Source organism: Pseudomonas vancouverensis, from assembly GCF_004348895.1.
GTDB lineage: Bacteria > Pseudomonadota > Gammaproteobacteria > Pseudomonadales > Pseudomonadaceae > Aquipseudomonas > Aquipseudomonas vancouverensis.
On the sequence record NZ_RRZK01000031.1, the window covers coordinates 13,255 to 39,876 of the forward strand.

25 protein-coding genes are annotated in these 26,622 nt (G+C 62.7%); 24 read left to right on the top strand and 1 reads right to left on the bottom strand.

Features of this window, described 5'->3' with window-relative positions:
* Positions 1-61 precede the first annotated feature (61 nt).
* The 4 genes from EIY72_RS23670 (at position 62) to trxC (ending at position 7,231) form a co-directional block, all read left to right on the top strand.
* Complete coding sequence (locus EIY72_RS23670) at positions 62-1,804, top strand: potassium/proton antiporter (protein WP_093227364.1); 1,743 nt, start codon at positions 62-64, stop codon at positions 1,802-1,804.
* Positions 1,805-1,838: 34 nt separating this feature from the next.
* Positions 1,839-5,210: a mechanosensitive channel MscK gene (gene mscK, locus EIY72_RS23675; RefSeq protein WP_093227367.1), complete on the top strand. Its 3,372-nt coding sequence runs from the start codon at positions 1,839-1,841 to the stop codon at positions 5,208-5,210.
* A 48-nt stretch (positions 5,211-5,258) separates the two neighbouring features.
* Positions 5,259-6,722, top strand: coding sequence for a protein adenylyltransferase SelO (selO, locus tag EIY72_RS23680; RefSeq protein ID WP_093227369.1), 1,464 nt, complete (start codon positions 5,259-5,261; stop codon positions 6,720-6,722).
* Positions 6,723-6,796: 74 nt separating this feature from the next.
* Positions 6,797-7,231, top strand: coding sequence for a thioredoxin TrxC (gene trxC, locus EIY72_RS23685; RefSeq protein WP_093227372.1), 435 nt, complete (start codon positions 6,797-6,799; stop codon positions 7,229-7,231).
* Positions 7,232-7,345: 114 nt separating this feature from the next.
* On the opposite strand, the gene EIY72_RS23690 is transcribed toward trxC, so the two are convergent.
* Entirely contained in the window at positions 7,346-8,116 is a 771-nt protein-coding gene (locus tag EIY72_RS23690) for a ParA family protein (RefSeq protein WP_093227375.1), read from the bottom strand.
* A 275-nt stretch (positions 8,117-8,391) separates the two neighbouring features.
* On the opposite strand from EIY72_RS23690, the gene EIY72_RS23695 reads away from it, so the two are divergent.
* The 20 genes from EIY72_RS23695 to EIY72_RS23790 are packed head-to-tail and all read left to right on the top strand — an operon-like array spanning position 8,392 to position 26,589.
* On the top strand, positions 8,392-9,117 hold the full coding sequence (locus tag EIY72_RS23695) for a beta-ketoacyl synthase chain length factor (RefSeq protein ID WP_093227378.1): 726 nt from the start codon (positions 8,392-8,394) through the stop codon (positions 9,115-9,117).
* Positions 9,093-9,902, top strand: coding sequence for a lysophospholipid acyltransferase family protein (locus tag EIY72_RS23700; protein ID WP_093227381.1), 810 nt, complete (start codon positions 9,093-9,095; stop codon positions 9,900-9,902). Before EIY72_RS23695 ends, EIY72_RS23700 begins: the two co-directional genes overlap by 25 nt.
* Positions 9,883-10,143 (top strand): phosphopantetheine-binding protein, encoded by a 261-nt coding sequence (locus tag EIY72_RS23705; protein ID WP_093227384.1) that lies wholly within the window; start codon positions 9,883-9,885, stop codon positions 10,141-10,143. The genes EIY72_RS23700 and EIY72_RS23705 overlap by 20 nt, the downstream gene beginning before the upstream one ends.
* A 9-nt stretch (positions 10,144-10,152) precedes the next feature.
* Positions 10,153-10,407, top strand: coding sequence for an acyl carrier protein (locus EIY72_RS23710; RefSeq protein ID WP_007992314.1), 255 nt, complete (start codon positions 10,153-10,155; stop codon positions 10,405-10,407).
* Positions 10,404-10,949 carry a COG4648 family protein gene (locus EIY72_RS23715; RefSeq protein ID WP_093227387.1) on the top strand — a complete coding sequence of 182 codons (546 nt, stop codon included), beginning with the start codon at positions 10,404-10,406 and terminating at the stop codon, positions 10,947-10,949. The genes EIY72_RS23710 and EIY72_RS23715 overlap by 4 nt, the downstream gene beginning before the upstream one ends.
* Positions 10,946-12,631 (top strand): acyl-CoA synthetase family protein, encoded by a 1,686-nt coding sequence (locus EIY72_RS23720; protein ID WP_093227390.1) that lies wholly within the window; start codon positions 10,946-10,948, stop codon positions 12,629-12,631. Before EIY72_RS23715 ends, EIY72_RS23720 begins: the two co-directional genes overlap by 4 nt.
* 53 nt (positions 12,632-12,684) lie before the next feature.
* Complete coding sequence (locus tag EIY72_RS23725; RefSeq protein ID WP_093227393.1) at positions 12,685-13,419, top strand: glycosyltransferase family 2 protein; 735 nt, start codon at positions 12,685-12,687, stop codon at positions 13,417-13,419.
* On the top strand, positions 13,416-14,357 hold the full coding sequence (locus EIY72_RS23730; RefSeq protein ID WP_093227396.1) for an LpxL/LpxP family acyltransferase: 942 nt from the start codon (positions 13,416-13,418) through the stop codon (positions 14,355-14,357). The genes EIY72_RS23725 and EIY72_RS23730 overlap by 4 nt, the downstream gene beginning before the upstream one ends.
* Positions 14,338-15,885 carry an HAL/PAL/TAL family ammonia-lyase gene (locus tag EIY72_RS23735; protein WP_093227405.1) on the top strand — a complete coding sequence of 516 codons (1,548 nt, stop codon included), beginning with the start codon at positions 14,338-14,340 and terminating at the stop codon, positions 15,883-15,885. The genes EIY72_RS23730 and EIY72_RS23735 overlap by 20 nt, the downstream gene beginning before the upstream one ends.
* Positions 15,875-16,300 (top strand): acyl-CoA thioesterase, encoded by a 426-nt coding sequence (locus EIY72_RS23740; RefSeq protein WP_093227407.1) that lies wholly within the window; start codon positions 15,875-15,877, stop codon positions 16,298-16,300. Before EIY72_RS23735 ends, EIY72_RS23740 begins: the two co-directional genes overlap by 11 nt.
* A complete protein-coding gene (locus EIY72_RS23745; protein WP_249044121.1) occupies positions 16,297-17,055 on the top strand; it encodes an outer membrane lipoprotein carrier protein LolA in 759 nt (252 codons plus the stop codon). Before EIY72_RS23740 ends, EIY72_RS23745 begins: the two co-directional genes overlap by 4 nt.
* Positions 17,039-19,378, top strand: coding sequence for an MMPL family transporter (locus EIY72_RS23750; RefSeq protein ID WP_093227410.1), 2,340 nt, complete (start codon positions 17,039-17,041; stop codon positions 19,376-19,378). The genes EIY72_RS23745 and EIY72_RS23750 overlap by 17 nt, the downstream gene beginning before the upstream one ends.
* Positions 19,375-20,535, top strand: a complete 1,161-nt coding sequence (locus tag EIY72_RS23755) for a sodium:proton antiporter (RefSeq protein ID WP_093227412.1) — start codon at positions 19,375-19,377, stop codon at positions 20,533-20,535. The genes EIY72_RS23750 and EIY72_RS23755 overlap by 4 nt, the downstream gene beginning before the upstream one ends.
* On the top strand, positions 20,522-21,769 hold the full coding sequence (locus tag EIY72_RS23760) for an NAD(P)/FAD-dependent oxidoreductase (RefSeq protein WP_093227414.1): 1,248 nt from the start codon (positions 20,522-20,524) through the stop codon (positions 21,767-21,769). Before EIY72_RS23755 ends, EIY72_RS23760 begins: the two co-directional genes overlap by 14 nt.
* Entirely contained in the window at positions 21,766-22,491 is a 726-nt protein-coding gene (locus EIY72_RS23765) for a class I SAM-dependent methyltransferase (protein WP_093227416.1), read from the top strand. Before EIY72_RS23760 ends, EIY72_RS23765 begins: the two co-directional genes overlap by 4 nt.
* Positions 22,488-22,979, top strand: a complete 492-nt coding sequence (locus EIY72_RS23770) for a hypothetical protein (RefSeq protein WP_231985509.1) — start codon at positions 22,488-22,490, stop codon at positions 22,977-22,979. The genes EIY72_RS23765 and EIY72_RS23770 overlap by 4 nt, the downstream gene beginning before the upstream one ends.
* Entirely contained in the window at positions 22,976-24,172 is a 1,197-nt protein-coding gene (locus EIY72_RS23775; protein ID WP_093227420.1) for a beta-ketoacyl-[acyl-carrier-protein] synthase family protein, read from the top strand. Before EIY72_RS23770 ends, EIY72_RS23775 begins: the two co-directional genes overlap by 4 nt.
* Complete coding sequence (locus tag EIY72_RS23780; RefSeq protein WP_093227422.1) at positions 24,169-24,642, top strand: hotdog family protein; 474 nt, start codon at positions 24,169-24,171, stop codon at positions 24,640-24,642. Before EIY72_RS23775 ends, EIY72_RS23780 begins: the two co-directional genes overlap by 4 nt.
* Positions 24,635-25,363: a 3-oxoacyl-ACP reductase FabG gene (fabG, locus tag EIY72_RS23785; protein WP_093227424.1), complete on the top strand. Its 729-nt coding sequence runs from the start codon at positions 24,635-24,637 to the stop codon at positions 25,361-25,363. The genes EIY72_RS23780 and fabG overlap by 8 nt, the downstream gene beginning before the upstream one ends.
* Positions 25,363-26,589, top strand: coding sequence for a beta-ketoacyl-ACP synthase (locus tag EIY72_RS23790; RefSeq protein WP_093227426.1), 1,227 nt, complete (start codon positions 25,363-25,365; stop codon positions 26,587-26,589). The genes fabG and EIY72_RS23790 overlap by 1 nt, the downstream gene beginning before the upstream one ends.
* Positions 26,590-26,622 lie beyond the last annotated feature (33 nt).

Consider the following 26,622-nt stretch of genomic DNA (forward strand, 5'->3'; position numbering starts at 1 on the left):
ATGGCACGCCGACTGCATGGTCAGTTCGCGCCCCGCCTTTTGAAATCCTGGAGTACTGCCTTTGAATGCAATCACCATCAACAGCCTGTTTCTGATCGGCGCGTTGCTGGTAGGTGCAAGCATTCTGGTGAGTTCCCTGTCCTCCCGCCTGGGCATCCCGATTCTGGTGATCATCCTGGCTGTCGGTATGGCGGCGGGCGTCGATGGCGGCGGCATCATTTTTGACAACTACCCCACGGCCTATCTGGTCGGCAACCTCGCCCTGGCGGTGATCTTGCTCGACGGCGGCTTGCGCACGCGGGTGTCGAGTTTCCGTGTGGCCTTGTGGCCGGCGCTGTCGCTGGCCACGGTCGGGGTGCTGATCACCACCGGCCTGACCGGCATGGCCGCGGCCTGGCTGTTCGACCTGAACTTGATCCAGGGCCTGCTGATCGGCGCCATCGTCGGCTCCACCGACGCCGCGGCGGTGTTTTCGCTGCTCGGTGGCAAGGGCCTGAACGAACGGGTGACCGCCAGCCTGGAAATCGAATCCGGCAGCAACGACCCGATGGCAGTGTTCCTCACGGTCACCCTGATCGACATGCTCGCCAGCGGCCAGACCGGCCTGCACTGGAGCCTGCTCACCCACCTGATCCGCGAGTTCGGCATCGGCGGTGTGATCGGCCTTGGTGGCGGCTGGCTGATGCTGCAACTGGTCAACCGTATCAACCTGGCCACCGGCCTGTACCCGATTCTGGTGATCGCCGGCGGCCTGGTGGTGTTTGCCCTGACCAACGCCCTGCACGGCAGCGGCTTCCTCGCCGTATATCTGTGCGGTCTGGTCATCGGTAACCGTCCGGTGCGCAGCCGCCACGGCATCCTGCACATGCTCGACGGCATGGCCTGGCTGGCGCAGATCGGCATGTTCCTCGTGCTGGGCCTGCTGGTCACGCCCCACGACCTGCTGCCGATTGCCCTGCCGGCACTGGCATTGGCGCTGTGGATGATCCTGTTTGCCCGCCCACTGTCGGTGATCGTCGGCCTGCTGCCGTTCAAGGCGTTCCACGGTCGCGAAAAGGCGTTTATCAGCTGGGTCGGCCTGCGCGGCGCGGTACCGATCATTCTGGCGGTGTTCCCGTTGATGGCCGGGCTGCCCAACGCCCAGCTGTACTTCAACCTCGCCTTCTTTATCGTGCTGGTGTCACTGCTGGTGCAGGGCACGAGCCTGCCATGGGTGGCCAAGCTACTGAAGGTGACGGTGCCACCAGAGCCTGCGCCGATCTCGCGCTCGGCCCTGGAAGTTCACGTCACCAGCGAGTGGGAACTGTTCGTTTATCGTCTCGGCGCGGAGAAATGGTGCATCGGTTCGCCCCTGCGTGAGCTGAAAATGCCCGAAGGTACCCGTATCGCGGCACTGTTTCGCGGCCAGCAACTGCTCCATCCGTCGGGTAGTACGGTGTTGGAAGTCGATGATTTGTTGTGCGTCATCGGCCACGAACACAACTTGCCGGCCCTCGGCAAACTCTTCAGCCAGGCACCGCAACGGGGCCTCGACCTGCGCTTCTTCGGTGACTTCGTACTCGAAGGAGACGCCCAGTTGGCCGCGGTTGCGGCACTCTACGGGTTGAAGGTCGAAGGTATCGATCCAGGCATGTCCCTGGGTCACTTCATCGCCCAGAAAGTCGGCGGCGCACCGATCGTTGGTGACCAGGTGGAGTGGAACAACACCATCTGGACTGTTGCCGTCATGGACGGGAACAAGATCGGCAAAGTGGGCGTCAGATTCCCCGAAGGAAGTCGCCCGGGTCCGGGACTCTTCCTCTAAACTGCTTCCACTCTCACTTGCTTGACCGGTCTTTATGCCTAACCTGCGCTGTTTTTTCGCCACTGCCCTTCTGGGGTTGAGTCTCTCTGTCGGCACCCTTGGTTTTTCGCAAACGGTGCAAGCGGCCGAACCGCCCTCCAGCGAAGCCGTGCAGGCCAGCCTGGACAAGATTGCCGAGCGCAAACTGCCGGAAGCCGATCAGAAAGCCCTGCAAACGGTCCTGCAAAACACGCTGAACCAGCTCAACAACAAGCGTGATTACGAGCAGAAGCTGAGCGATCTCAAGCAACTGCTCAGCACCGCGCCCAAGCAAACGGTGGAAAACCAGCGTGAACTGGCGCGCCTCAAAGCCAGCACCGTGCAACCGGTGGCGCAGCGGTTCAGCAAAGAACCGATCCAGCAGCTGGAACAGATCCTCACCGATCGCTCCACCGAGCAAAGCGACCTGCAAAAAGACCTGGCTGATGCCAACAGCCTGATCATCACCGCGCAGACCCGCCCGGAACGTGCCCAGGCCGAAATCGCCAGCAGCCAGACGCGCATCCAGCAGATCAACAACATCCTCAAGACCGGCAAGGACAGCGGCAAGACCATCAGCGCCGAACAGCGTGACCTGCTCAACGCCGAACAAGCCGCACTCAATGCACTGATCCCGCTGCGTCGCCAGGAACTGGCCGGCAATACCCAGCTGCAAGACCTGGGCAACAGCCGCCATGACCTGCTCTCGGAAAAATCCGACCGCCTGGACCAGGAAATCCAGGAACTGCAAAACCTGATCAACCAGAAGCGCCTGGCCCAGTCCCAGGAGACGGTGACCCAGCAGTCCATCGAAGCGCAGAAAGCCGGGGGCAGCAGTCTGCTGGCGACGGAAAGCGCGGCCAACCTGAAGCTCTCGGACTACCTGCTCAAAAGCACCGACCGCCTCAACGAAGTCACCCAACAGAACCTGCAGACCAAGCAGCAACTGGACAGCGTGACCCAGAGCGACTCGGCCCTCGACGAGCAGATCAACGTGCTCAAGGGCAGCCTGCTGCTGTCCAAGATTCTCTATAAACAGAAGCAGGCCCTGCCGCGCCTGCGGGTCGACCGCAACCTGGCCGACCAGATCGCCGACATTCGCCTGTATCAGTTCGAAGTGAATCAGCAACGGGAACTGCTCAGCAGTCCGGCGAGCTACGTCGACAACCTGCTGTCGACCCAGCCGCCAGAGCAAGTCACCCCGCAACTGCGCAAAAGCCTGCTGGAACTGGCCACCACGCGCGCCGATCTGCTGGAGCGGCTGAACCGCGAATTGAGCGCGGTGCTCAACGAATCCATCACCCTGCAGCTGAACCAGAAGCAATTGCTCGCCACCGCGCAAAGCCTGCGGGCGACCCTCGACGAGCAGATGTTCTGGATCCCCAGCAACAAGCCGCTGGACCTGGAGTGGATTCGGGGCGTGCCCGAGCGCCTGCAACGCCAGATCGACTCCCTGCCACTGGCCTCAAGCCTGAGCGAACTGACCGACGGCCTGACCCAGCGCCCGCTGCTGTTCCTGCCGCTGGCGCTGTTGATCGGAGCATTGCTGTGGCGACGCCGGGCCCTGTACGCACGACTGAACAAGGTCCACCAGGACATCGGCCACTTCAAGCGCGACAGCCAGTGGCATACGCCCCAGGCAATCCTGATCAATATCCTGCTGGCCATGCCGGTCTCGCTGGGCCTGGCCCTGTGCGGTCTGGCCCTGCAAATCGACGCCCGCGGGCAGAACGCCAATATGGGCGCGGCGCTGTTGCAAATGGCACAGGCCTGGCTGGTGTTCTACACCGCCTACCGGATTCTCGCGCCAGGCGGCGTGGCAGAGCTGCACTTCCGTTGGGAAAAGGCCCAGGTCGAGTTCCTGCGCCGCTGGGTGCGCCGCCTCGGCATCGTGGTGATGGCGCTGGTGACCGTCGTCGCCGTGGCCGAACTGCAACCGGCGGCGCTGGCCGATGACGTGATCGGCATGCCGGTGGTACTGATCTGCTACGCGCTGATGACCTTGCTGCTCAGCCGCTTGCTGGTCAGCAGCCCGACCCACGAAAACGCGCCGCTGTTCCGCAAGCTCGTGGGCATCCTGTTCACCATGCTGCCGGTCGCGCTGTTCGTGGCAGTGTGCTTCGGCTACTACTACACCGCCCTGAAGCTCAGCGACCGCTTGATCAACACCCTGTACCTGCTGATGTTCTGGCTGGTGATCGAAGCCACCTTCGTGCGCGGTCTCAGCGTCGCCGCCCGGCGCCTGGCCTACCAGCGTGCACTGGCCAAGCGTCAGGCGGCGAAAGAAGCCGGCGATGGCGAAGCGGTGATCGAAGAACCGACCCTGGACATCGAGAAGGTCAACGAACAGTCCCTGCGCCTGATCCGCCTCGCGCTGCTGGGCGGTTTCATGGCCGCCCTGTACTGGGTCTGGGCCGACCTGATCACGGTGTTCTCGTACCTGGACAACATCACCCTCTACGAATACACCAGCGGCACCGGTGCCAACATGAGCATGGTGCCGATCAGCATCGGCGACATGCTCGGTGCGCTGATCATCGTCGGCATCACCTTCGCCCTGGCGCGCAACCTGCCGGGCCTGCTCGAAGTGTTCGTGCTGTCGAAGCTCGACCTCGCCCAGGGCAGCGCCTACGCAACGACCACCCTGCTGTCCTACGTGATCGCCGGGGTCGGTTTCGTCTCGACGCTGTCGACCCTCGGCGTGAGCTGGGACAAGTTGCAATGGCTGGTGGCGGCGCTGTCGGTCGGCCTCGGTTTCGGCATGCAGGAGATCTTCGCCAACTTCATCTCCGGCATCATGATCCTGTTCGAGCGTCCGGTGCGGATCGGCGACACCATCACCATCGGCAACCTGTCGGGCACGGTGAGCAAGATCCGCATCCGTGCCACCACCATCACCGACTTCGATCGCAAGGACATCATTGTCCCGAACAAGACGTTCATCACCGGGCAACTGATCAACTGGTCGCTGACCGACACCATCACCCGGGTGACCCTCAAACTCGGCGTCGACTACGGTTCCGACCTCGACCTGGTCAAGGAACTGCTGCTCAAGGCTGCCCGGGAAAACCCGCGGGTGCTGAAAGACCCTGAGCCGCATGTGTACTTCCTCAACTTCGGCGAAAGCACCCTCGACCACGAACTGCGCATGCATGTGCGCGACCTTGGCGACCGCAACCCGGTCATTGACGAGGTCAACCGCTTCATCAACCGCGAATTCAAGAAGCAGCACATCAACATCTCGTTCCGGCAGATGGAGGTTTACCTGAAGAACCTGCACGGTCAGGAATACAAGATGGTGCCGATCGAGCCGGAAACGAAAACCATCGTACCGCTGGTCGATGGCCAGAAACTGCCGCCCGCGCCGCCTGCCGACAAGCTCGACTAACCGGTCTTTCCCCAGCAGAATGCTCGGACATTCTGCTGGAGCCGGCCCTTGAAAGCCCTCGACGAACTGACCTTCGACAACCGCTTCGACCGCCTGGGCGATGCGTTTTCCGCCCATGTGCTACCCGAGCCCATCGACAACCCGCGCCTGGTGGTCGCCAGCCCCGCCGCCATGGAGCTGCTCGACCTCGACCCGGCCGTGGCCGAGACGCAGGAGTTTGCCGAGCTGTTCAGCGGCCACAAGCTGTGGGCTGACGCGGTGCCCCGGGCGATGGTCTATTCCGGGCATCAGTTCGGCTCCTACAACCCGCAACTGGGCGACGGTCGCGGCCTCTTGCTGGGCGAGGTGTACAACGAAGCCGGCGAACACTGGGACCTGCACCTCAAGGGCGCCGGCCAGACGCCGTTTTCACGCATGGGTGATGGTCGCGCGGTGTTGCGCTCGTCGATCCGCGAGTTTCTCGCCTCCGAAGCCCTGCACGCGCTGAACATCCCGACCACCCGCGCACTCTGTGTAATCGGCTCGGACACCCCGGTGTGGCGGGAAAAACAGGAACGCGCCGCCATGGTGCTGCGCCTGGCGCCGAGCCACGTGCGCTTCGGCCACTTCGAATATTTCTACTACACCAAGCGCCCCGAGCAACAGAAAACCCTCGGTGAGCACGTGCTGGCGATGCACTTCCCCGAGTGCCTGGAACAGCCGGAGCCCTACCTGGCGATGTTCCGCGAAATCGTCGAGCGCAACGCCGAACTGATCGCCAAGTGGCAGGCCTACGGCTTCTGCCACGGCGTGATGAACACCGACAACATGTCGATCCTCGGCATCACGTTCGACTTCGGGCCGTTCGCCTTCCTCGATGACTTCGACGCCAACTTCATCTGCAACCATTCCGATGATCAGGGTCGCTATTCCTTCAGCAATCAGGTGCCCATCGGCCAATGGAACCTCAGCGCCCTGGCCCAGGCCCTGACCCCGTTCATCAGCGTCGAGGCCCTGCGTGAAACCCTCGGCCTGTACCTGCCGCTGTTCCAGGCTCATTACCTCGACCTGATGCGCCGCCGTCTCGGCCTGACCACTGCCGAAGACGACGACCAGAAGCTGATCGAGCAACTGCTGCAGCTGATGCAGAACAGCGGCGTCGACTACAGCCTGTTCTTCCGTCGCCTGGGTGATCACGCCCCTGAAGCGGCCATCGCCCGGCTGCGTGACGACTTTGTCGACCTCAAGGGTTTCGATGCCTGGGGCGAGCACTACATCGAGCGGGTGTCCCGCGAAGGCGAAGTGGATCAGGTACAGCGCCAGCAACGCATGCACGCGGTCAATCCGCTGTACATCCTGCGCAACTACCTGGCACAGAACGCCATCGATGCTGCGCAGCAGGGCGATTACACGGAAGTGCGTCGGCTTCACGCCGTGTTGAGCAAGCCTTTTGAAGAACAACCAGGCATGGAAAGCTACGCGCAGCGGCCGCCGGAGTGGGGCAAGCATCTGGAAATCAGCTGTTCGTCCTGAGCCAGCTGCAGGATTGAAAAAACCAGCGGATGCCACCAGATCAGGGGTATCCGCTCCTCACTGGACCCTGCGCCATGACCGATCCCCTGCTCATCCCCTGCCCTCACTGCAACGGCCTCAACCGCATCCCTGCCGATCGTCTCAACGACCAGCCGAAATGCGGGCGCTGCAAGGCCGAGGTGTTGCTGAACAAGCCTTTCGAATTGAAACAAGGCGACTACGCCAGCCAGATCAAGGGCGATCTGCCGCTACTGGTGGACGTGTGGGCGGACTGGTGCGGGCCGTGCAAGTCGTTTGCACCGGTGTTCGAACAGGCGGCTGGACAGCTGGCGGGCAAATGCCGGCTGGCCAAACTGGACAGCGAAGCCAACCAGCAGTTGTCGGCGCAGTTGGGTATTCGTTCGATTCCGAGCCTGATCCTGTTCCGCAATGGCCGCGAAGTTGCCCGCCAGAGCGGCGCGTTTCCGCTGCCGCAACTGATGGCGTGGTTGCGTAGCCAAGGCATCTGAAACCACCTGGAATCCCTGTGGGAGCGAGCTTGCTCGCGATGACGGCGTGTCAGTCGAAGATGATTTGACTGTCAGACCGCCATCGCGAGCAAGCTCGCTCCCACAAAGTTTGGATCAGGCGTTTTCCAGCAGGCTGTGCAGCTCGACAAACTGCTGGGTCAGCTTGTGCCGGGGATCGAGATGGATCAGCGGCATGTTCGCCTGGTGCGATTCACGCATGCGCACGGAGCTGGCCAGATAGACCGGCAGCACCGGTAGACCTTCGGCAATCAATTCATCAAGCATTTGCTGGGGCAGGCTGGCCCGCGCCTGGAACTGGTTGACCACGATGCCTTCGACTTGCAGGTCTTCGTTGTGGTCTTCCTTGAGCTCTTCGATTTCCGCCATCAGCCCGTAGAGCGCCTGACGGGAGAAACTGTCGCAGTCGAAGGGAATAAGCACGCGATCAGCGGCAATCAGCGCCGAAACCGCATAAAAATTCAATGCCGGTGGCGTGTCGAGGTAAATCCGGTCGTAATCTTCGCTAAGCTCTTCGAGCAACTTACGCAGCTTGTTGATCTTGTGCTTGGCTTCGAGCTTGGGCTGCAAGTCCGCCAGCTCGGCGGTGGCGGTGACGACGTGAAGGTTGTCGAAAGGCGTTTCGTAGATATCGACCTGGTTCTTCTTGGAGAAAGGCCCGGAGGACAGCGTTTGCTTGAAAAAGTCGGCGATGCCCATCGGAATGTCGCTCCCGGTGAGGCCTGTCAGGTATTGAGTGGAGTTGGCCTGGGCATCGAGATCCACCAACAAGGTGCGAAAACCCTCGCTGGCACTGACCGCCGCCAGATTGCAGGCAATGCTGGATTTGCCCACGCCACCTTTCTGATTGAACACCACGCGCCGCATGTCAAAACCTCCGTGTATCAAAGAATGACCGAGTGTAGTGGTGCAGGGCATGGCTTCGCTACCTCGACGACAAGGGACCGGACAGTCACGCTGTCTATCGCGATAAAAAAGCGGCAATATCCTGCTGCACTCATCGCAGCAGCACAGGCCATTGAGCAAAATGTAACCAGTGTTTGCTACACACTCACCGCAACGGGATAATGCCCGCCAGTCAGGGGTGAGTCGTGGTCTTCAGGTCACTCACCGCGTCAAGAAAGCCCGCAGGGGCGGGATGAATGTCTGTGATCAACTTCAACATCGCCCAGTGGCGCGCGTGGGCCCCGGGGCTCGAAAGTGTGGACGATTGGCAGGCCTGGAGCCGACAACCGGTCGTGCTGGCAGACAACGATGCCGCCCCGGACGTCTCCTTTCTGCCGGCTATGCAGCGGCGGCGGCTCAGCCGTCTGGCACGGATGGCGTTCAGCGTTGGCTGGCCTCTTGCCGATGGCCGGCAGGACTTGCCGCTGGTCTTTATTTCCCGGCATGGCGAAACCCCGCGCACCGTCGACATTCTCACCGACCTGGCCCACGACCAGCCGTTGTCGCCGACCCAGTTCAGCCTCTCGGTGCATAACGCCATCATTGGCCTGTGGTCGATCATGCGTGGTGAAACCAGTGAAATGACCGCGCTGGCCGCGGCGGGCGACGGCCTCGAACACGGCATGCTGGAAGCGGCAGCGTTACTCAATGAAGGCGAGCCCGCGGTGTTGCTGGTGATCACCGAAGAGCGACCGCCTCAAGCCTATTCAAGCTGGATCGACGACGTGCCCTTCGCCTACGCCCTCGGCCTGCTGATTACGCCCGGAAATGACTGGCAGCTGTCCCTGAACAGCCCCGGCAATATGTTGTCAAAACCCCGTTGGCCCCACGCACTGAGCCTCTTACCTGCGTTGCTTGGCCAGCAAACCACCTGCCAACATGCCTGGAATGATCGTGTATGGACCTGGCAACGCAACCTGTGACCGAGAAAAACCGCGACGCCTATTACTGGCGGCTGCTGGCCACCGCCGCGAGCTTCACCCTGTTCGGGTTGGGCGGCCTGTGCCTGCGCCTGGTGATTTTCCCGGTGCTCAGTTGCCTGCCCGGTGACGCGCAGGCCCACCGGACGCGTGCACGACACATGGTCAGCCGCTGTTTCTGGATATTCGTGCAATTCATGGCCCGCACCGGCGTGCTGACCTACGACATCCAGGGCGCGGAAAAACTCGGCCGTCCCGGACAAATGATCATCGCCAATCACCCCTCGCTGATTGACGTGGTGTTTCTGATCGGCCTGGTGCGCCATGCCAATTGCGTGGTCAAGCAAAGCCTGTGGGATAACCCGTTCACTCGCGGCCCACTGCGCAGCACCGAATACATCAGCAACGACGGCAGCATGGACATGCTCGATGCCGCTGCCGACGCCCTCAAAAGCGGCCAGACCCTGATCATTTTCCCAGAGGGCACCCGTACCCAGCCCGGGCAAACACCCGCCTTTCATCGGGGCGGCGCGGCAATTGCAGTGCGTGGTGCGAAAATCCTCACCCCGGTGATCATCAAGGTCAGCCCGACCACGCTGACCAAGGCCGAGCCCTGGTATCGCATTCCGAAACGACGCGTGCACTTCAGTTTCCGTGTCGGCGCCGATATAGACCCACAGGCCTTCGCCGCGCAGGGGCCTGCTCCCCAAGCGTCGCGCAAGCTCAACGATTACCTGCACTCTTATTTCATCAAGGAGCTCGCCGAAGATGAGCGATCTGCACCGTGATATCAAAATGCTTATCATCGACGCCCTCGGTCTCGAAGACATCAGTGTCGACGACATCGGCGATCAGCAGACGCTGTTCGGCGAAGGCCTCGGCCTGGACTCGGTAGACGCCCTGGAACTGGGCCTGGCGATCCAGAAAAAGTACGGCATCAAAATCGACGCCGACGCCAAGGACACGCGCAATCACTTCAGTAATGTGGCGAGCCTAGCGGCCTTCGTCACCGCAAAACAGGCAGCTTGAGACCGGACCATGCAAACTCGTGACGACATTTTCAACACCTTGCGCGATGCCTTGGTCGAGCTGTTCGAACTGGACCCCGAGCGCGTGAGCCTCGAATCCAACCTGTACCAGGATCTGGAAATCGACAGCATCGACGCCGTCGACCTGATCGATCACATCAAGCGTCAGACCGGCAAGAAAATCGCCGCCGAAGAGTTCAAATCGGTGCGTACCGTCAGTGACGTGGTCGAGGCGGTCTATCGTCTTGTACAACCGGCCGCATGAGCCGACTGATCGGCCTTGGCCTGCTGCTGGCGGGCCTGCTGTACCCCTTTGCGGTGTATTTCGGCATGGAGCATTTCGCCCCGTGGCAATTCGGCCTGCTGCTTGGCGCGCTGTGGCTGGCGCGGGCACTGACCGGCCAGCGGCGACCGGGCAGCCTGTGGATGGCCACCGTGGCCATTGTGTTTTGCCTGCTGCTGGCGTGGTTCGACAGCCCGGCGCTGCTGCGCTGGTACCCGGTGCTGATCAGCGCGTTCATGCTGGTGCTGTTCGGGTCGAGCCTGGTCATCGGCGCGCCGATCGTCGAGCGCCTGGCCCGTGTGCGCGAGCCGCAGCTGCCGGATGAAGGCATTCGCTATACCCGCCAGGTGACCATCGCCTGGAGCCTGTTTTTTCTTTGCAACGGTTTGTGCGCCGCCGCCCTGACCCTTTGGGCGCCGCTGAGTTGGTGGACGTTGTACACCGGCCTGATTTCCTACGGATTGATAGGCCTGATGTTTGCCCTTGAATGGCTCATACGACAAAGGGTACGAGGCCGTAGATGAATTGGATAAAACTTGAGCACCTGCTGCTCAAGGCTCAGCCGGAGCGCGCCGTCACGGTCGCTCCGGCACTGGATCACGCCCAGCTGTGCGAGCGGGCCTTGTGCCTGGCCGCGCATCTGCAAGCCCGGGGCGTACAACGGGTTGCCGTGCACCTTGAAGACGCCGCTGACCTGGCCATTACCCTGCTCGGCGCGTGGCGCGCGGGTGTCAGCGTGTTACTGCCCGCTGATTTGCAGCCGCAGACCCGCTTGCGCTGGGCGCAGGACGTCGACCTCTGGCTGACCGATCAGCCCGACGACGCCTGTGTTCTCAATGACAGCACGCCCCCGCTTGAAGCCGCCGCACTGGATCTCGACGCTTGCCGCCTGAGCCTGTGCACCTCGGGCTCCAGTGGCGAACCCAAGCGCATCGACAAAAACCTGCGGCAACTGGCCAATGAAGTCGAAGGCCTTGAGCAACTCTGGGGCGCAGATCTGGGCCGGGCATGCATCATCGGCAGCGTCGCCACCCAACACATCTATGGCCTGCTGTTTCGCGTGCTCTGGCCGCTGTGCGCCGGGCGCCCGTTTGTGCGCCGGCAACTGGCCTTCCCGGAAGACCTGCAGCGGGCCAGCCGCGAGCACCCGACCTTCGCCTGGGTCGCCAGCCCGGCCTTGCTCAAACGCATGAGCGACAACCTCGACTGGCCGGCCTTGAGCGCCGTGCGCCGAGTGTTTTCCTCCGGCGGTGCGCTGCCGGTCGAAGCCGCACGCCACCTGCATGAACGTCTCGGGCAATGGCCGACGGAGATTTTCGGCAGTTCGGAAACCGGTGGCATCGCCTGGCGTCAGGGCAATGAACCTTGGCAGCCGTTTGCCGACGTCAACCTGAGTCTGGGTGACGATGGCGCGCTGTTGATCTCATCGCCGTACCTGCCTGCCGGGCATGTCGAACAGACAGCCGACGCGGCGCGCCTTGATGCCGATGGCCGTTTCGAGCTGCTCGGGCGACTCGACCGGATCGTCAAACTGGAAGAGAAACGCATCTCCCTGCCGATGCTCGAACAGGCGTTGATGGCCCATGACTGGGTCTGTGAGGCGCGCCTGGGTGTGGTTCAGGAGAATCGCGCCTCATTGGGCGCCTTGCTGGTTTTGACCGACGCCGGCCTGCACGCGTTGCGCAATCAGGGACGGCGAAACCTCACCGAACAATTGCGTCGGTATCTGAGCGATCACTGCGAAACCCTCGCCCTGCCGCGCCGCTGGCGCCTGCTGCGGCAACTGCCACTGAATGCTCAGGGCAAACTGCCCCAGGCCGATGTCGAAGCCCTGCTGCTGGCGCCCCGGCCGAAAACACCGCAGGTGCTGGAGCAAATCGAAACCGACGGCGAATGGAGCCTGCAACTGGCCGTGCCGCCGGACCTCGCCTACTTCAGTGGCCACTTCCCCAAGGCACCGGTCCTGCCCGGCGTGGTGCAGGTGGATTGGGCACTGGCGCTGGGTCAGCAACTGATGGACCTGCCGCCGCGATTCGCCGGCATGGAAGTGCTGAAATTCCAGCAACTGGTACGCCCCGGCGATGAAATCCAGCTGCACCTGCGCTTCGATCCGCAGCGCAGCAAGCTGTATTTCGCCTATCGCAACGAGACCGCGACCTGCTCCAGCGGGCGGATTGTGCTGGAGGCTGGTCATGCTCAGGTTTGATGAGTGCTGCGCACTCAATCGCGAGCACCTCGGTTCATCTGGTGTAGCCAAAGATGCATAACCCCTGCGCCGTCATACCGGTCTACAACCACGAAGGCGCGATCACGACGGTGGTCGAGGCCCTGCTGACCAGAGGTTTGCCGTGTCTTCTGGTAGACGACGCCAGCGATCCGTCCTGTGCAAAGGTGCTCGATCAATTGGCCCTGCGTGACAAGGTTCACCTGATCCGCCTTGCCGTCAATCAGGGCAAAGGTGGTGCGGTCATGACTGGTTTGCGCGAGGCCGCGCGCCTCGGTTTCAGCCATGCATTGCAGGTCGACGCCGATGGCCAGCACGACCTGCAGGACGTCGAGCGTTTCGTGCAATGCTCCCGCGAGCATCCGCAAGCGGTGATCTGCGGTTATCCGCTATACGACGACAGCGTACCGAAGGGCCGTTTGTATGCGCGCTACCTGACCCACGTGATGGTCTGGATCAACACTCTCTCTTTGCAGATCCGCGACTCCATGTGCGGTTTTCGCGTGTATCCGTTACCACCGGTTCTAGCGTTGATCGACTCGGCGAAGATCGGCAAACGCATGGATTTCGACTCGGACATTCTGGTGCGCCTGGCCTGGCGCAATCTGCCGATGCAGTGGCTGCAAACCAAGGTTCATTACCCGCTCGATGGCGTTTCGCACTTCCGCCTGTTCCACGACAACGTACTGATCTCCAGCATGCACACCCGGCTGTTCTTCGGCATGTTGCTGCGCTTGCCGGTGATTCTCTGGCGACGGTGGCGAGCATGAGCGCCGACAAGCAGCACTGGGCCGATCGCGAAGAGCGCGGCAGTTTCTGGCTGATGAAATTCACCGCCTTCGCCGCCCGTGTGCTCGGTCGGCGCCTGCTGAGCCCGTTGCTGTACGGCATCGTCCTGTACTTTTTCCTGTTCGGCCGCAGTGCGCGCAAAAGCGCCTGGCAATACCAGCAACGCCTGGCCGACTGGAGCTCGCGCAATGATTTGCGGCCGACCCATTGGCGGGTGTTCGGCCAGTTCATGGCGTTCGCCGATTCCATGCTCGACAAACTCGATGTGTGGAACCGCAAACTGAGCATCGACCAGATCGAAATCGTCGACCCGGCGCTGTTGCGCAATCAGTTGCGCGGCGCGCGCGGGCAAATGCTGGTGGGCGCACACCTGGGCAACCTGGAAGTCTGTCGCGCACTGGCGGAAATCGGTGAAAAGGTCACGATGAACGTGCTGGTGCACACCAAGCACGCCGAGCAGTTCAATCGTTTACTCGGTGAAGCCGGCGCGACCCATCTGCGGCTGATTCAGGTCAGCGAACTCGACCCCGGGATCATGCTGCAACTGAGCGAACGCCTGGAGCGCGGCGAATGGCTGGCGATTGCCGGCGACCGCGTACCGCTGCATGGCGCACGCACAGTGACCGTGGATTTTCTCGGCCACCCGGCCCGCTTCCCCCAAGGCCCGTGGTTGCTCGCCGGCCTGCTGAAATGCCCGATCAACCTGCTGATGTGCCTGAAGAGGCCCGATGGTGCCTACCGGCTGACCATTGAGCCGATCGCCGAGACCATCACCTGGAAACGCGGCGACCGTGAGCAGGTCATTCATCAGTGGGCCTCCCGCTACGCCGAACGCCTGAGTCACTATTGCCTTGAGGCGCCCCAACAATGGTTCAACTTTTACCCATTCTGGAAAACCGATGACGACGCCAACGCTTGAGCCGGTAACCTTCGGCGAACGCCCCTTGCGCATTGAAGACGTGCTGGCACTGGCCAACCGCAGCGCGCCGACCCAGTTGCAGAGTGATCCTGCGTTTCGCGAACGCATCGCCAAGGGCGCACGGTTTCTCGACTCATTGCTGGACAAGGAAGGCGTGATCTACGGCGTTACCACCGGCTACGGCGATTCCTGCGTGGTGGCGGTGCCGCTGCATCACGTCGAGGCGCTGCCGCGTCATCTGTACACCTTCCACGGTTGCGGGCTGGGCAAACTGCTCGACGCCCAGGCCACCCGTGCGGTGCTGGCCGCGCGTTTGCAGTCGCTGTGCCACGGTGTTTCGGGTGTGCGTGTCGAATTGCTGGAACGCCTGCAAGCCTTTCTGCAACACGATATTCTGCCGTTGATCCCGGAAGAAGGTTCGGTGGGCGCCAGCGGCGACCTGACGCCGCTGTCCTACGTGGCCGCGACCTTGTCCGGCGAGCGCGAAGTGATGTTCCGTGGCGAGCGTCGCCAGGCCGCCGACGTGCACCGCGAACTCGGCTGGCAACCGCTGGTGCTGCGTCCGAAAGAAGCGCTGGCATTGATGAACGGCACTGCGGTGATGACCGGCCTGGCCTGCCTGGCCTACGCGCGCGCCGACTACCTGCTGCAACTGGCCACCCGCATCACCGCGCTGAACGTGGTCGCTCTGCAAGGCAACCCGGAACACTTCGACGAACGCCTGTTCGCCGCCAAGCCGCATCCGGGGCAGATGCAGGTCGCCGCCTGGTTGCGCAAGGACCTGGCCATCGACGCGCCGACCGCACCATTGCATCGCCTGCAAGACCGCTATTCCTTGCGCTGCGCGCCCCACGTGCTCGGCGTGCTGGCCGACAGCCTGAACTGGCTGCGTTCGTTCATTGAGACCGAACTCAACAGCGCCAACGACAACCCGATCATCGATGCCGAAGCCGAACGCGTGCTGCACGGCGGGCACTTCTACGGCGGCCATATCGCGTTCGCCATGGACAGCCTGAAAAACCTGGTGGCCAACGTCGCCGATCTGCTCGACCGCCAGCTCGCCTTGCTGGTGGATGAACGCTACAACCACGGCTTGCCGAGCAACCTGTCCGGTGCCAGTGCCGAGCGCGCGATGCTCAATCACGGCTTCAAGGCGGTGCAGATCGGCACCAGCGCCTGGACCGCCGAAGCCCTGAAAAACACCATGCCCGCCAGTGTGTTCTCGCGCTCCACCGAGTGCCACAACCAGGACAAGGTGAGCATGGGCACCATCGCCGCTCGCGACGCCATTCGCGTATTGGAGCTGACCGAACAGGTCGCCGCCGCCACGTTGCTCGCCGCCAATCAGGGCGTCTGGCTGCGCGGCCAGGCCGAGGATGCACGAGCGCTGCCGCCGGCCTTGGCAGCCATGCATGAAGAGCTGGGCAAGGACTTCCCGCCGGTCATCGAAGACCGCGCCCTGGAAGGCGAATTGCGCCTGTGCCTGCAACGCATCGCCGAACAACACTGGAGGCTGCATGCGCACTAAGGGAGTGCTTCACACCGATACGGAAATCCTCGTGCCGTTCTTCGATGTCGACAGCATGCACGTGGTCTGGCACGGCCATTACGTGAAGTACCTGGAAGTCGCCCGTTGCGCGCTGCTGGACCGGATCGGCCACAACTACACGGCGATGAACGAGTCCGGTTATGCCTGGCCGGTAATCGACCTGCAACTGCGCTACGTGCGCGGCGCGGTGTTCGGCCAGAAGCTGAATGTGCGCGCCAATCTGGTGGAATGGGAGAACCGGTTGAAGATCAACTACCTGATTACCGACCTCGCTACGGGCGAACGCCTGACCCGCGCCGTGTCGGTGCAAGTGGCGGTCGAGATTGCCAGCCGGGAAATGCAACTGGCTTCGCCCAAGGTGTTCACCGATGCGGTCGAGAGGGCGCTGACATGAGTCTGGGAATTAACACAACATCTGATGCCAGGCTGACTCTATGTGGCGAGCGAGCTTGCTCGCGCTTGAGTGCGCAGCACTCACATTCCCGTCCAGCTGTGCCGAAGTATTGGGGCCGCTTCGCTGCCCAACGCGAGCAAGCTCGCTCGCCACGTTTCTCAGTATTCAGATCCATCGCGGTGTTGGCACTGCTCGGCCTGACCTCCATCGCCCATGCTTTTGATCTTCAGCAGCTTAGCGATCAATTGGCCAAGCCTGACGTCATCCACGGCAACTTCATCCAGGAAAAACACCTGCGCGCCCTGCCCCTGCCACTGACCAGCAAGGGCACCTTCGTCCTGGCAAAAAACCACGGCTTGCTGTGGCTGCTGAAAACGCCGTTGCAACAGGATTACCGCATCACCGCCGCCGGCATCGCCCGGCGCGATCCCGGCGGCTGGCAGATGCTGCCGGGCAAAAGCGCCGGGGCCGAGCAGAACCGCTTGTTCCTCGCCGTGTTGCAGGGCGACAGCAGTGGGCTGCAACGGGATTTCGAACTGACTCTAAGTGGCGACGCACAAAGCTGGAAACTGGCCCTGGTACCACGCTCGATGTTGCTCAAGCAGGTGTTCAACCAGATCAATATCAGCGGTGGCGAACTGGTCAACAGCATCGAACTGCTGGAAACCCAGGGCGACAGCACCCTGCTGCGCATGCAGGACAGCACCAGCGCGCAACCGTTGAGCGACGCGGAGCAGCATGATTTTGCCGAGTGAACGGTTGCTGCCACGGCTGTTTCTGATCCTGCTGCTGGCGGTGTTGGTGCTCGCCGGCTGGCAATGGCGTGACGGTGCGCCGCTGTCGGCCAACCTGATGGAGCTGGTCCCGGGCACGGCGCCGGATGCCCTTGAGCTGCGCGCCGAACAGCGCATGCAGGAACCGTTGAACCGCGAAATGCTGGTGCTGGTCGGTCACAAGGATCGCGAGCAAGCCATCGCCATGGCGCAGAAACTGGGCGAGCAATGGCAAGCCAGCGGGCTGTTCGAAAAGGTCCAGTGGACGTTGCAAGCCGACCTGCCGGCCCTGCGCACGCAATTGCTGCAAGGTCGCCTGGCGATGCTCTCGGCCGATGATCGCGAGCAATTGATCGAGCATCCCGAGGCATTCATCCAGCAACGCGTACAGGCGCTGTTCGACCCCTTCACCGGCTTCAGCCTGGTGCCGAGCCAGGAAGACTGGCTGGGCCTGACCGGGCGCATCCAGAACAGCCAGCCACAGCACGGCGCGGTGCAGCTGGACATTGGCAGCGGTGCGCTGATCGCCGACGCCAACGGTAAAAGTTGGGTGCTGCTGCGCGCCCGCACCACCGGCAACGCCTTCGACATGAACCTGCCGCTGCAAGTGGCCGCCCTGTTCAAACACAGCCGTGAACAAGCCGCCCAGAGTGACGTGCAACTGTTGGCCGCCAGCGGCCTGCTGTACGCCGCCGCCGGGCAGCAACAGGCCACCCGGGAAATGACCTGGGTCGGAGGCGGCGCCACCCTGGGCATTTTGTTATTGCTGCTGCTGGCGTTCCGCCGCTGGCGCGTGCTGCTGGCGTTCGTTCCGGTGTTGGTCGGTATGCTGTTCGGCGCCGTGGCCTGCGTGGCGCTGTTCGGCCATATGCACGTGATCACGCTGGTGCTGGGTTCGAGCCTGATCGGCGTCGCGGTCGACTACCCGCTGCATTACCTGTCCAAGAGCTGGAGCCTGAACCCCTGGCGCAGCTGGCCGGCCCTGCGCCTGACCCTGCCGGGGCTGACCCTGAGCCTGATCACCAGCGGCATCGGCTACCTGGCCCTGGCCTGGACACCGTTCCCGGCACTGACGCAAATCGCCGTGTTCTCCGCCGCCGGCTTGCTCGGTGCCTATTTGTCGGCGGTCTGCCTGTTACCGGCCCTGCTGAAAAACACCGAGCTGCGACCGGCACAATGGCCGTTGCGGTTTTGCGAGTTTTTGCTGGGCTGTCGCGAGGCGCTGCTCAAACGTCTGAGCACACCGATCCTGCTGGCCTTGCTGATTGCCTTCTGTGCCGGCGGCGTCTGGCAACTGGGCAGCAAAAATGATGTCCGCCAATGGATCAGTGCGCCTGCGCAATTGACCGACGAAGCCAAGACCATCGCGCAGATCACCGGCTATCAACCTACCAGCCAGTTCTACCTGATACGCGCCGCCAATCAGCAGCAATTGCTCGAACGTACCAGCGCGCTGAGCGAACGTCTGGATCAACTGGTCGGCATGGACAAGCTGCAGGGTTACCTGTCGCTCAATCAACTGCTCAGCCCGCCCAGCGAGCAGCAAAAGATTCGTGAAGCCCTGAACAAGCTGCCGGAGTTCTGGCAGCCGTTGCTCGAAGTCGGCATGCCCGTCGAGGCACTGAAAACCGAGTTGAGCGAACTTCAGGCACTGCCCACCCAGGACATCGATACCGCGCTGAGCGGCCCGCTGGCAGAGCCCTACCGCAACTTGTGGCTCGGACCGAATGATGAAGGCGTGGCGGCGATGGTCAGCCTGCAAGGCTTGAACAACCCGACACTGCTGCAGGTTCAGGCCGATGGCCTGCCGGGCGTGACCCTGGTGGACCGGCTGGGTGAGCTGAACACAGTGTTCGCCGCCACCCAGATCAGCGCCGCCGAACTGAAACTCGCGTCCTGCGTGCTGATCGTGCTGGTATTGATCGTGCCCTTCGGCCTGGGCGGCGCCTTGCGTATCGTCACCCTGCCGTTGCTGGCGGCCTTGTGCAGCCTGGCCAGCCTCGGCTGGCTGGGGCAACCCCTGACCCTGTTCAGCCTGTTTGGCCTGTTGCTGGTCACAGCGATCAGCGTCGACTACGCGATCCTCATGCGTGAGCAGGTCGGCGGTGCGGCCGTCAGTTTGCTCGGCACCTTGCTCGCGGCGTTGACCACCTGGCTGTCGTTCGGCCTGCTAGCCGTGTCGAACACACCAGCGGTGAGCAACTTCGGCCTGTCGGTGAGCCTGGGCCTGATCTTCAGCTTCCTGCTCGCACCCTGGGCCGGTCGCCAGTTGCACGCGCCTGTGGTCGTGGAGCACCGCGCATGATGATCGCACTGTTCTGGCTGATGGCCCTGGTGTTGTTCGCCGTCGCTACCCGCGTCGGGCGTCACTTCGGCCTGATCCCGATTGTCAGCCAGTTGCTGCTGGCGACCCTCGGCCTGCCGCTGCTGATGTATTTCTGGGTCGAGCCGCACTGGCAACTCAGCGGTGCCACACTGGTATCGCCGGACTGGCTGAAAAACCTCTACAGCCTGAGCTTCGCCCTGCTGCTTGGCTACATCCTCAGCGACGTGATCGACCTGCAACTGGACCGCCAGAGCCTGAAAATCGCCTTGCCGAGTTTCCTCGTGCCCTTCGCCTGCGGCCTGGCCACGGCGATCTGGCTGCTGCCGCCACAACCCTGGATCAGCTCGCTGGCGGTCGGCCTGCTGTTCGCGATCACTGCGATCCCGGTGTTGTACCTGTACCTGCGGCATATCGATTACCCGTACGCCGCCACCCGTCGCCTGGTGCAAACCGCGATCCTCATCGATCTGAGCTGCTGGACCCTGTTCGGCATCGCCCAGGGCAGCCTGCACCTGAGCAGCCTGTTGCTGCCCCTGGCCGGCGCCTGCCTGCCGTTGTTGCTGCGCCTGCTGCAACTGCGTCAGGCCTGGCTGTACAGCGGCTGCTTCTTTGCGCTGCTGGTGGTGGCCGAACACTTCAAGCTCAATGCGCTGATTTTCGGCATCGGTTATCTGCTGATCATGGCCGCGCTCAAGGCGCCGTTGAAGTTGCCGATTCCCATTCTGTGGATGACTCGGCTACAGACCTACCTCGCCATCCCGCTGATCCTCACTTTCGGTATCGTGCAGATCAACGTGCACAGTGCGCTGGACAGCCTCGGCTGGGTACAACTGGCGGCCCTGCTGCTGTTGCCGATGGCCAGCAAACTGCTGGGTAACTGGCTCGGTCTTGGCTGGGCCGGGGCCTCGTTCCAGGGCGCCAGTCGCTGGCGCGAAAGCGTATTGCTGAACATTCGCGGCCTGAGCGAAATCGTCTTTCTCAACCTGCTGTTGCAACAACAACTCATCAGCCCGCCGCTGTACTTTGCCCTGATGTTGATGGGCCTGATCGCCACCCTGCTGCCGGCACTTACCGGCATGCACCGAATTCCCTTGAAAGCCACCGTCCCGACAAGGAGCCCCCATGCCAACCGTTGAAATGGAACGTCGTCAGGTCGTGGTCATCGGCGCCGGCCCTTCCGGTGCTATCGCCGCTGCGCTGCTCAAGCGCAAGGGCCACGATGTGCTGGTGATCGAACGCCAGCATTTTCCGCGCTTCTCCATTGGCGAAAGCCTGTTGGCCCACTGCCTGGATTTCGTCGAGGAAGCGGGCATGCTCGAGGCAGTCAACGCTGCCGGTTTCCAGGTGAAGACCGGTGCCGCGTTTGCCTGGGGCGAGCGTTATAGCGCCTTCGATTTCGGTGAAACCTTCAGCCACGGCAAGGCCACGACCTTTCAGGTGCAGCGTGCGGACTTCGACAAGCTGCTGGCCGATCAAGCGGCGTTGCAAGGCGTGGAGATCCGTTATGGCGAAACCCTCGTCAGCGTGGATGTCGAGCCCGTGAAACCGCTGTTGGGCGTGCGCCGCGAAGACGGCAGCGAATACCGCATCGAGGCCGACTTCATGCTCGATGCCAGCGGCTATGGTCGAGTACTGCCACGTTTGCTCGACCTTGAGGCGCCCTCGAATTTCCCGCTGCGCCAGGCGATTTTTACCCACGTTGAAGACCGCATCGACCACCCGGGTTTCGACCGCAGCAAAATCCTCGTCACCACCCACCCGACCCAGCGCGACGTGTGGTTCTGGACCATTCCGTTCAGCAATGGCCGTTGTTCGGTCGGCGTGGTCGCAGCGGCTGAACATTTCGAAGGCCGTAGCGAAGACCTCGACCAGTGCCTGCGCGGCTTTATCGCCGAGACGCCGAGCCTGACCGTTGTGCTGGACAAGGCGCAATGGGACACGCCCGCGCGCACCCTCGGCGGTTATTCGGCTAATGTGAAAACCCTGCACGGGCCGGGTTTTGCCTTGTTGGGCAATGCCGCCGAGTTCCTCGACCCGGTATTCTCTTCCGGCGTGACCATTGCCATGCGCTCGGCGAGCATGGCTGCCGGGGTGTTGCACCGGCAGTTGCAGGGCGAAAGCGTCGACTGGCAAACCGAGTTTGCCGAGCCGCTCAAGCGCGGCGTCGACACCTTCCGTTGCTACGTTGAAGGCTGGTACGCCGGGACCTTCCAGGATGTGATCTTCCATGAAGACAGTTCGGCGCAGATTCGCGGCATGATCAGTTCCATTCTGGCCGGTTACGCCTGGGACGAACGCAACCCGTTCGTCAGCGAAGCGCGACGGCGGTTAAAGGCAATTTCGCAATTTTGTGCAAGGGATGCGTCATGAATTACATGAGCGACAACTACGTCGAAGAAACCCGGTTCGGGTTGTGGTTCCTGCGCAGCCGCACCTGGCAGCACTACGTGTTACGGGTGGCGATCAATGACCTGCGCAGCCTGTTCAGCGAAGCGCTGCCGGAAAACCCCGTGCTGCTCGATGCCGGCTGCGGCCAGGGCAAATCCTTTTCGCTGCTGCGCGATGCCTTCGCGCCCGGTCGTCTGATCGGCATCGACGCCGACCCGCAGAGCCTGAACCAGAGTCGTGAAGAAGCAGTCCGACAAGGTATGAACGTCGAGTTGCTCGGCAGCGATTGCGCGCGTCTCGACCTGGCGGATGCCAGCGTCGACCTGGTGTTCTGTCACCAGACCTTCCATCACCTGGTGGAGCAGGAATCGGCACTGGCGGAGTTCTACCGGGTGCTCAAGCCCGGCGGTTATCTGCTGTTTGCCGAGTCCACCGAGGCCTACATCGACACCTGGGTGATTCGCTGGCTGTTCCGCCACCCCATGCAGGTGCAGAAAAGTGCCGCGCAGTACCTGGACATGATCCGCCGGCAAGGCTTTGCGTTCAGTGCGCAGAACGTTTCCTATCCGTACCTGTGGTGGAGCCGCGCGAAAGATTTCGGCCTGCTGGAACGCCTCGGCCTGAGCAAGCCGAAACCGTTCGGCGAACGCGAGGAAACCCTGGTCAATGTGGTGGCGCGTAAACCTGTGGAAGGTGTTCAGTGACGTCCGCTGTCAGGCTTTTTGCGTTGGCTTGCGCCCTGCTGCTCAGCGCCTGCGCCGGGCGTGCGCCGCTGCCTGAAAAAGCTCCGACACTGCCGTTGCCGTCGCAGCTGCACATCCAGCGCCTGCAAGCCGATCAGCGCCAGGACTGGGTCCTGGTGATCCAGCAGGAAGGCCCTGGCATTCGCTGGTCGATGATGGATTTGCTCGGTATTCCCCAGGCGCGGCAGATATTGCTCGACAAGCACTGGCAGGCCGACGGCCTGCTGCCACCGAACTCGGAAGCCCGCGAGTTGTTCGCCGCCCTGCTGTTTGCGCTGACGCCCAAGGAAGAACTGTCGGCCAATTACCCCACGGCCTGGCAGCATGGCTTGCAACGTTCCTTGCCGGATCGCTGGGACGTCCAGTACCAGCAATTGCAGAACTTCAAGCTGAAGTTGGCCAACGGCCTGAGCTATCAAATCACGCCCCTGAGCGGTGAAACACCATGACCGCCTACCTCAATGCCCTCGGCGTGATCTGCGCCCTGGGCCGTGGCAAAGAAGAAGTCGCGCGCAATCTGTTTGCCGGCGACTGCAGCGGCATGCGCGAACAGGCGGGCTGGGTGCCGCAACGGGCGTTGCCGGTGGGCGCGGTCCAGGGTGAGCTGACGGCCATTGCCGATGACATGCCGCACCATCGCAGTCGCAATAATCAGTTGCTGCTGGAAGCCGCGCTGCAAATCCGCCCGGATATCGACAAGGCGATCCAGAACTTCGGCCGAGAGCGCGTCGGTGTGGTGCTGGGCACCAGCACCTCGGGTATCGACGAAGCCAGTCAAGGGCTGGCGCATTACCTGCGCGAACAGCAATTCCCCGTCGAATACGACTATCAACAACAGGAACTGGGTGCCCCGGCGAATTTTCTCGCCGAGTGGCTGCAACTGAGCGGCCCTGCCTATGTGATATCCACCGCCTGCACCTCCAGCGCCCGGGCCTTGATGAGCGCCCAGCGCCTGCTGGACCTGGGCCTGTGCGACGCGGTGCTGTGCGGCGGTGTGGACACTTTGTGCAAGCTGACACTCAACGGATTTTCGGCGCTGGAAGCGGTCTCGGAGCAACGCTGCAATCCATTTTCGGCGAATCGCAACGGCATCAACATCGGCGAAGCCGCGGTGCTGTTCCTGATGACCCGACAGGCCGCCGACGACCACTCGATTGCCTTGCTCGGCAGTGGCGCCAGCTCGGACGCCCATCACATCTCCGCCCCGGAACCCAACGGCCGCGGCGCACTGCAAGCCATGGGCAAGGCCCTGAGTCGCGCCGGCCTGCAAGCGCAGGAAATTGCCTACCTGAACCTGCACGGCACCGCCACCCAGCACAACGACGCCATGGAAAGCGTGGCCGTGGCCGCTTTGTTCCCGGCGGGCGTACCTTGTTCGTCGAGCAAACCCATGACCGGTCACACCCTCGGTGCTGCGGGTGCGCTGGAAGCGGCGTTCTGCTGGTTGAGCCTGAGTGCGGAAAATCGCGAACACGCCTTACCGCCGCACATCTGGGACGGCCAGGCCGATCCCGAGCTGCCAGCGCTGCAGTGGGTGACCAAGACGACGCGCCTGTCGTCCATTGCACCACGCTACCTGATGAGCAACTCCTTCGCCTTCGGGGGCAACAACGTCAGCCTGATAATCGGAGACGCACCATGATTGACTGGCCGCTCGCCGAACTGCTGCCCCACGCTGGCGACATGATCCTCATCGATGAGATCCTCGCGTTCGATGACGAGCAGATCCACACACGACTCACCGTCAAGCCCGACGGCCTGTTCAATCGTCCCGATGGCAGCCTGCCGGCCTGGGTCGGCATCGAACTGATGGCCCAAAGCGTCGCCGCTTTCGCCGGTTGTCATGCACGCCAACGGGGTGATGCGGTGGAGCTGGGCTTTCTGCTCGGCAGCCGCAAGTTCGAATGCAACGTCGACAGTTTCCCCGCCGGCACCGAGCTGACCCTGCACGGCATTCGCTCCCTGGAAGACGACAACGGCATGGGCGTGTTCGAATGCCACATCAATGCCCCCGGCATTCACGCCACCGCCCGTCTGAACGTGTTCCGCCCGCCGCAGGCTGCCAAATACCTTGATGAAACGCCCACTGAAGAGAAGCCTCGCCATGACTGAATCCGTACTGGTCACCGGTTCCAGCCGTGGCATCGGCCGCGCCATTGCCCTGCGCCTGGCCCGGGCCGGGCATGACCTCGTGCTGCATTGCCGCAGCGGTCTGGCCGAGGCCGAAGCGGTCAAAGCCGATGTTGAAGCCTTGGGCCGCAGCGCACGCATCCTGCAATTCGACGTAGCCGACCGCGCGCGCTGCAAGGCAATCCTCGAGGCCGACGTCGAAGCCCACGGCGCCTATTACGGCGTGGTGCTCAACGCCGGCCTGACCCGTGACGGCGCGTTCCCGGCGCTGACTGAAGACGATTGGGATGTGGTGATGCGCACCAACCTCGACGGTTTCTACAACGTGCTGCACCCGGTGATGATGCCGATGATTCGCCGTCGCGCACCGGGGCGGATTGTCTGCATCACCTCCGTGTCGGGGTTGATCGGCAACCGTGGCCAGGTCAACTACAGCGCCTCCAAGGCCGGGTTGATCGGCGCGGCCAAGGCATTGGCGATCGAGCTGGGCAAGCGCAAAATCACCGTCAACTGCGTCGCCCCCGGCCTGATCGACACGGCCATGCTCGACGACAACGTGCCGGTGGAAGAACTGATGAAAATGATCCCCGCACAACGCATGGGCACCCCTGAAGAGGTGGCCGGCGCGGTGAATTTCCTGATGTCGGCGGAAGCCTCGTACATCACCCGGCAGGTTCTGGCCGTCAACGGAGGCCTGTGCTGATGAAGCGCGTCGTCGTCACCGGCATGGCCGGCATCACCTCACTGGGCAGCGACTGGGACACCATCGCCGGCAACTTCGCGGCCAACCGCAGCGGCATCCGTCGGATGGACGAGTGGGATCGGTTCACCGAACTCAACACGCGCCTGGCCGGGCCTATCGATGACTTCAAGGTGCCCAGCCACTGGACCCGCAAGCAACTGCGCAGCATGGGCCGGGTATCGCGGTTGGCGGTGGGCGCGGCGGAAATGGCCCTGACCGATGCCGGTCTGCTGGGCGACGAGTCGATCAAGGACGGGCGCATGGGCGTCGCCTGTGGTTCCTCCACCGGCAGCACCGACGAGATCAAGGCGTTCGGCAACATGCTGCTCAACTCGGTGGCCGAGGGCCTCAACGCCAACTCCTACGTGCGCATGATGCCGCACACCACGGCGGCCAATATCAGCATCTTCTTCGGCCTCACCGGGCGCCTGATCCCGACGTCCAGCGCTTGCACCAGCGGCAGCCAGGGCATCGGCTACGCTTACGAGGCAATCAAGTTCGGCCGCCTGCCGCTGATGCTCGCCGGTGGCGCCGAAGAGCTGTGCCCGACCGAAGCCATGGTCTTCGACGCGCTCTACGCCACCAGCCTGAAAAACGACACCCCGCAACGCAGCCCACGCCCGTACGACACTGCCCGCGACGGCCTGGTGATCGGCGAAGGCGGCGGCATGCTGGTGCTCGAAGAACTCGAACATGCGCTGGCCCGTGGCGCGCACATCTACGCCGAGATCGTCGGCTTCGGCAGCAACGCCGACGGCCAACACACCACACGCCCCGAGCAAGTCACCATGCGTCGCGCCATGGAGCTGGCCCTGGAAGACGCCGGCCTGCAACCGTCAGACATCGGTTACGTCAACGGTCACGGCACCGCCACCGAACAGGGCGACATCGCCGAAACCCTGGCCACCAGCAGCCTGTTCGGCGAACACATGCCGATCAGCTCGCAAAAAAGCTTCCTCGGCCACACCCTCGGCGCCTGCGGTGCGCTGGAATCCTGGTTCAGCATCGAAATGATGAACCGCGACCTCTACGTCCACACCTTCAACCTCGACAACGTCGACCCGCACTGCGGCAAGCTCGACTACCTGCGCGGCGAGTTCCGGCAGATGAGCAACCAGTACGTGATGAACAACAACTTTGCGTTTGGCGGGGTGAATACGTCGCTGATCTTCAAGCGCTGGGCGTAACCCTGTGGAGGCAACCGCCTTCACTCTGCCGCC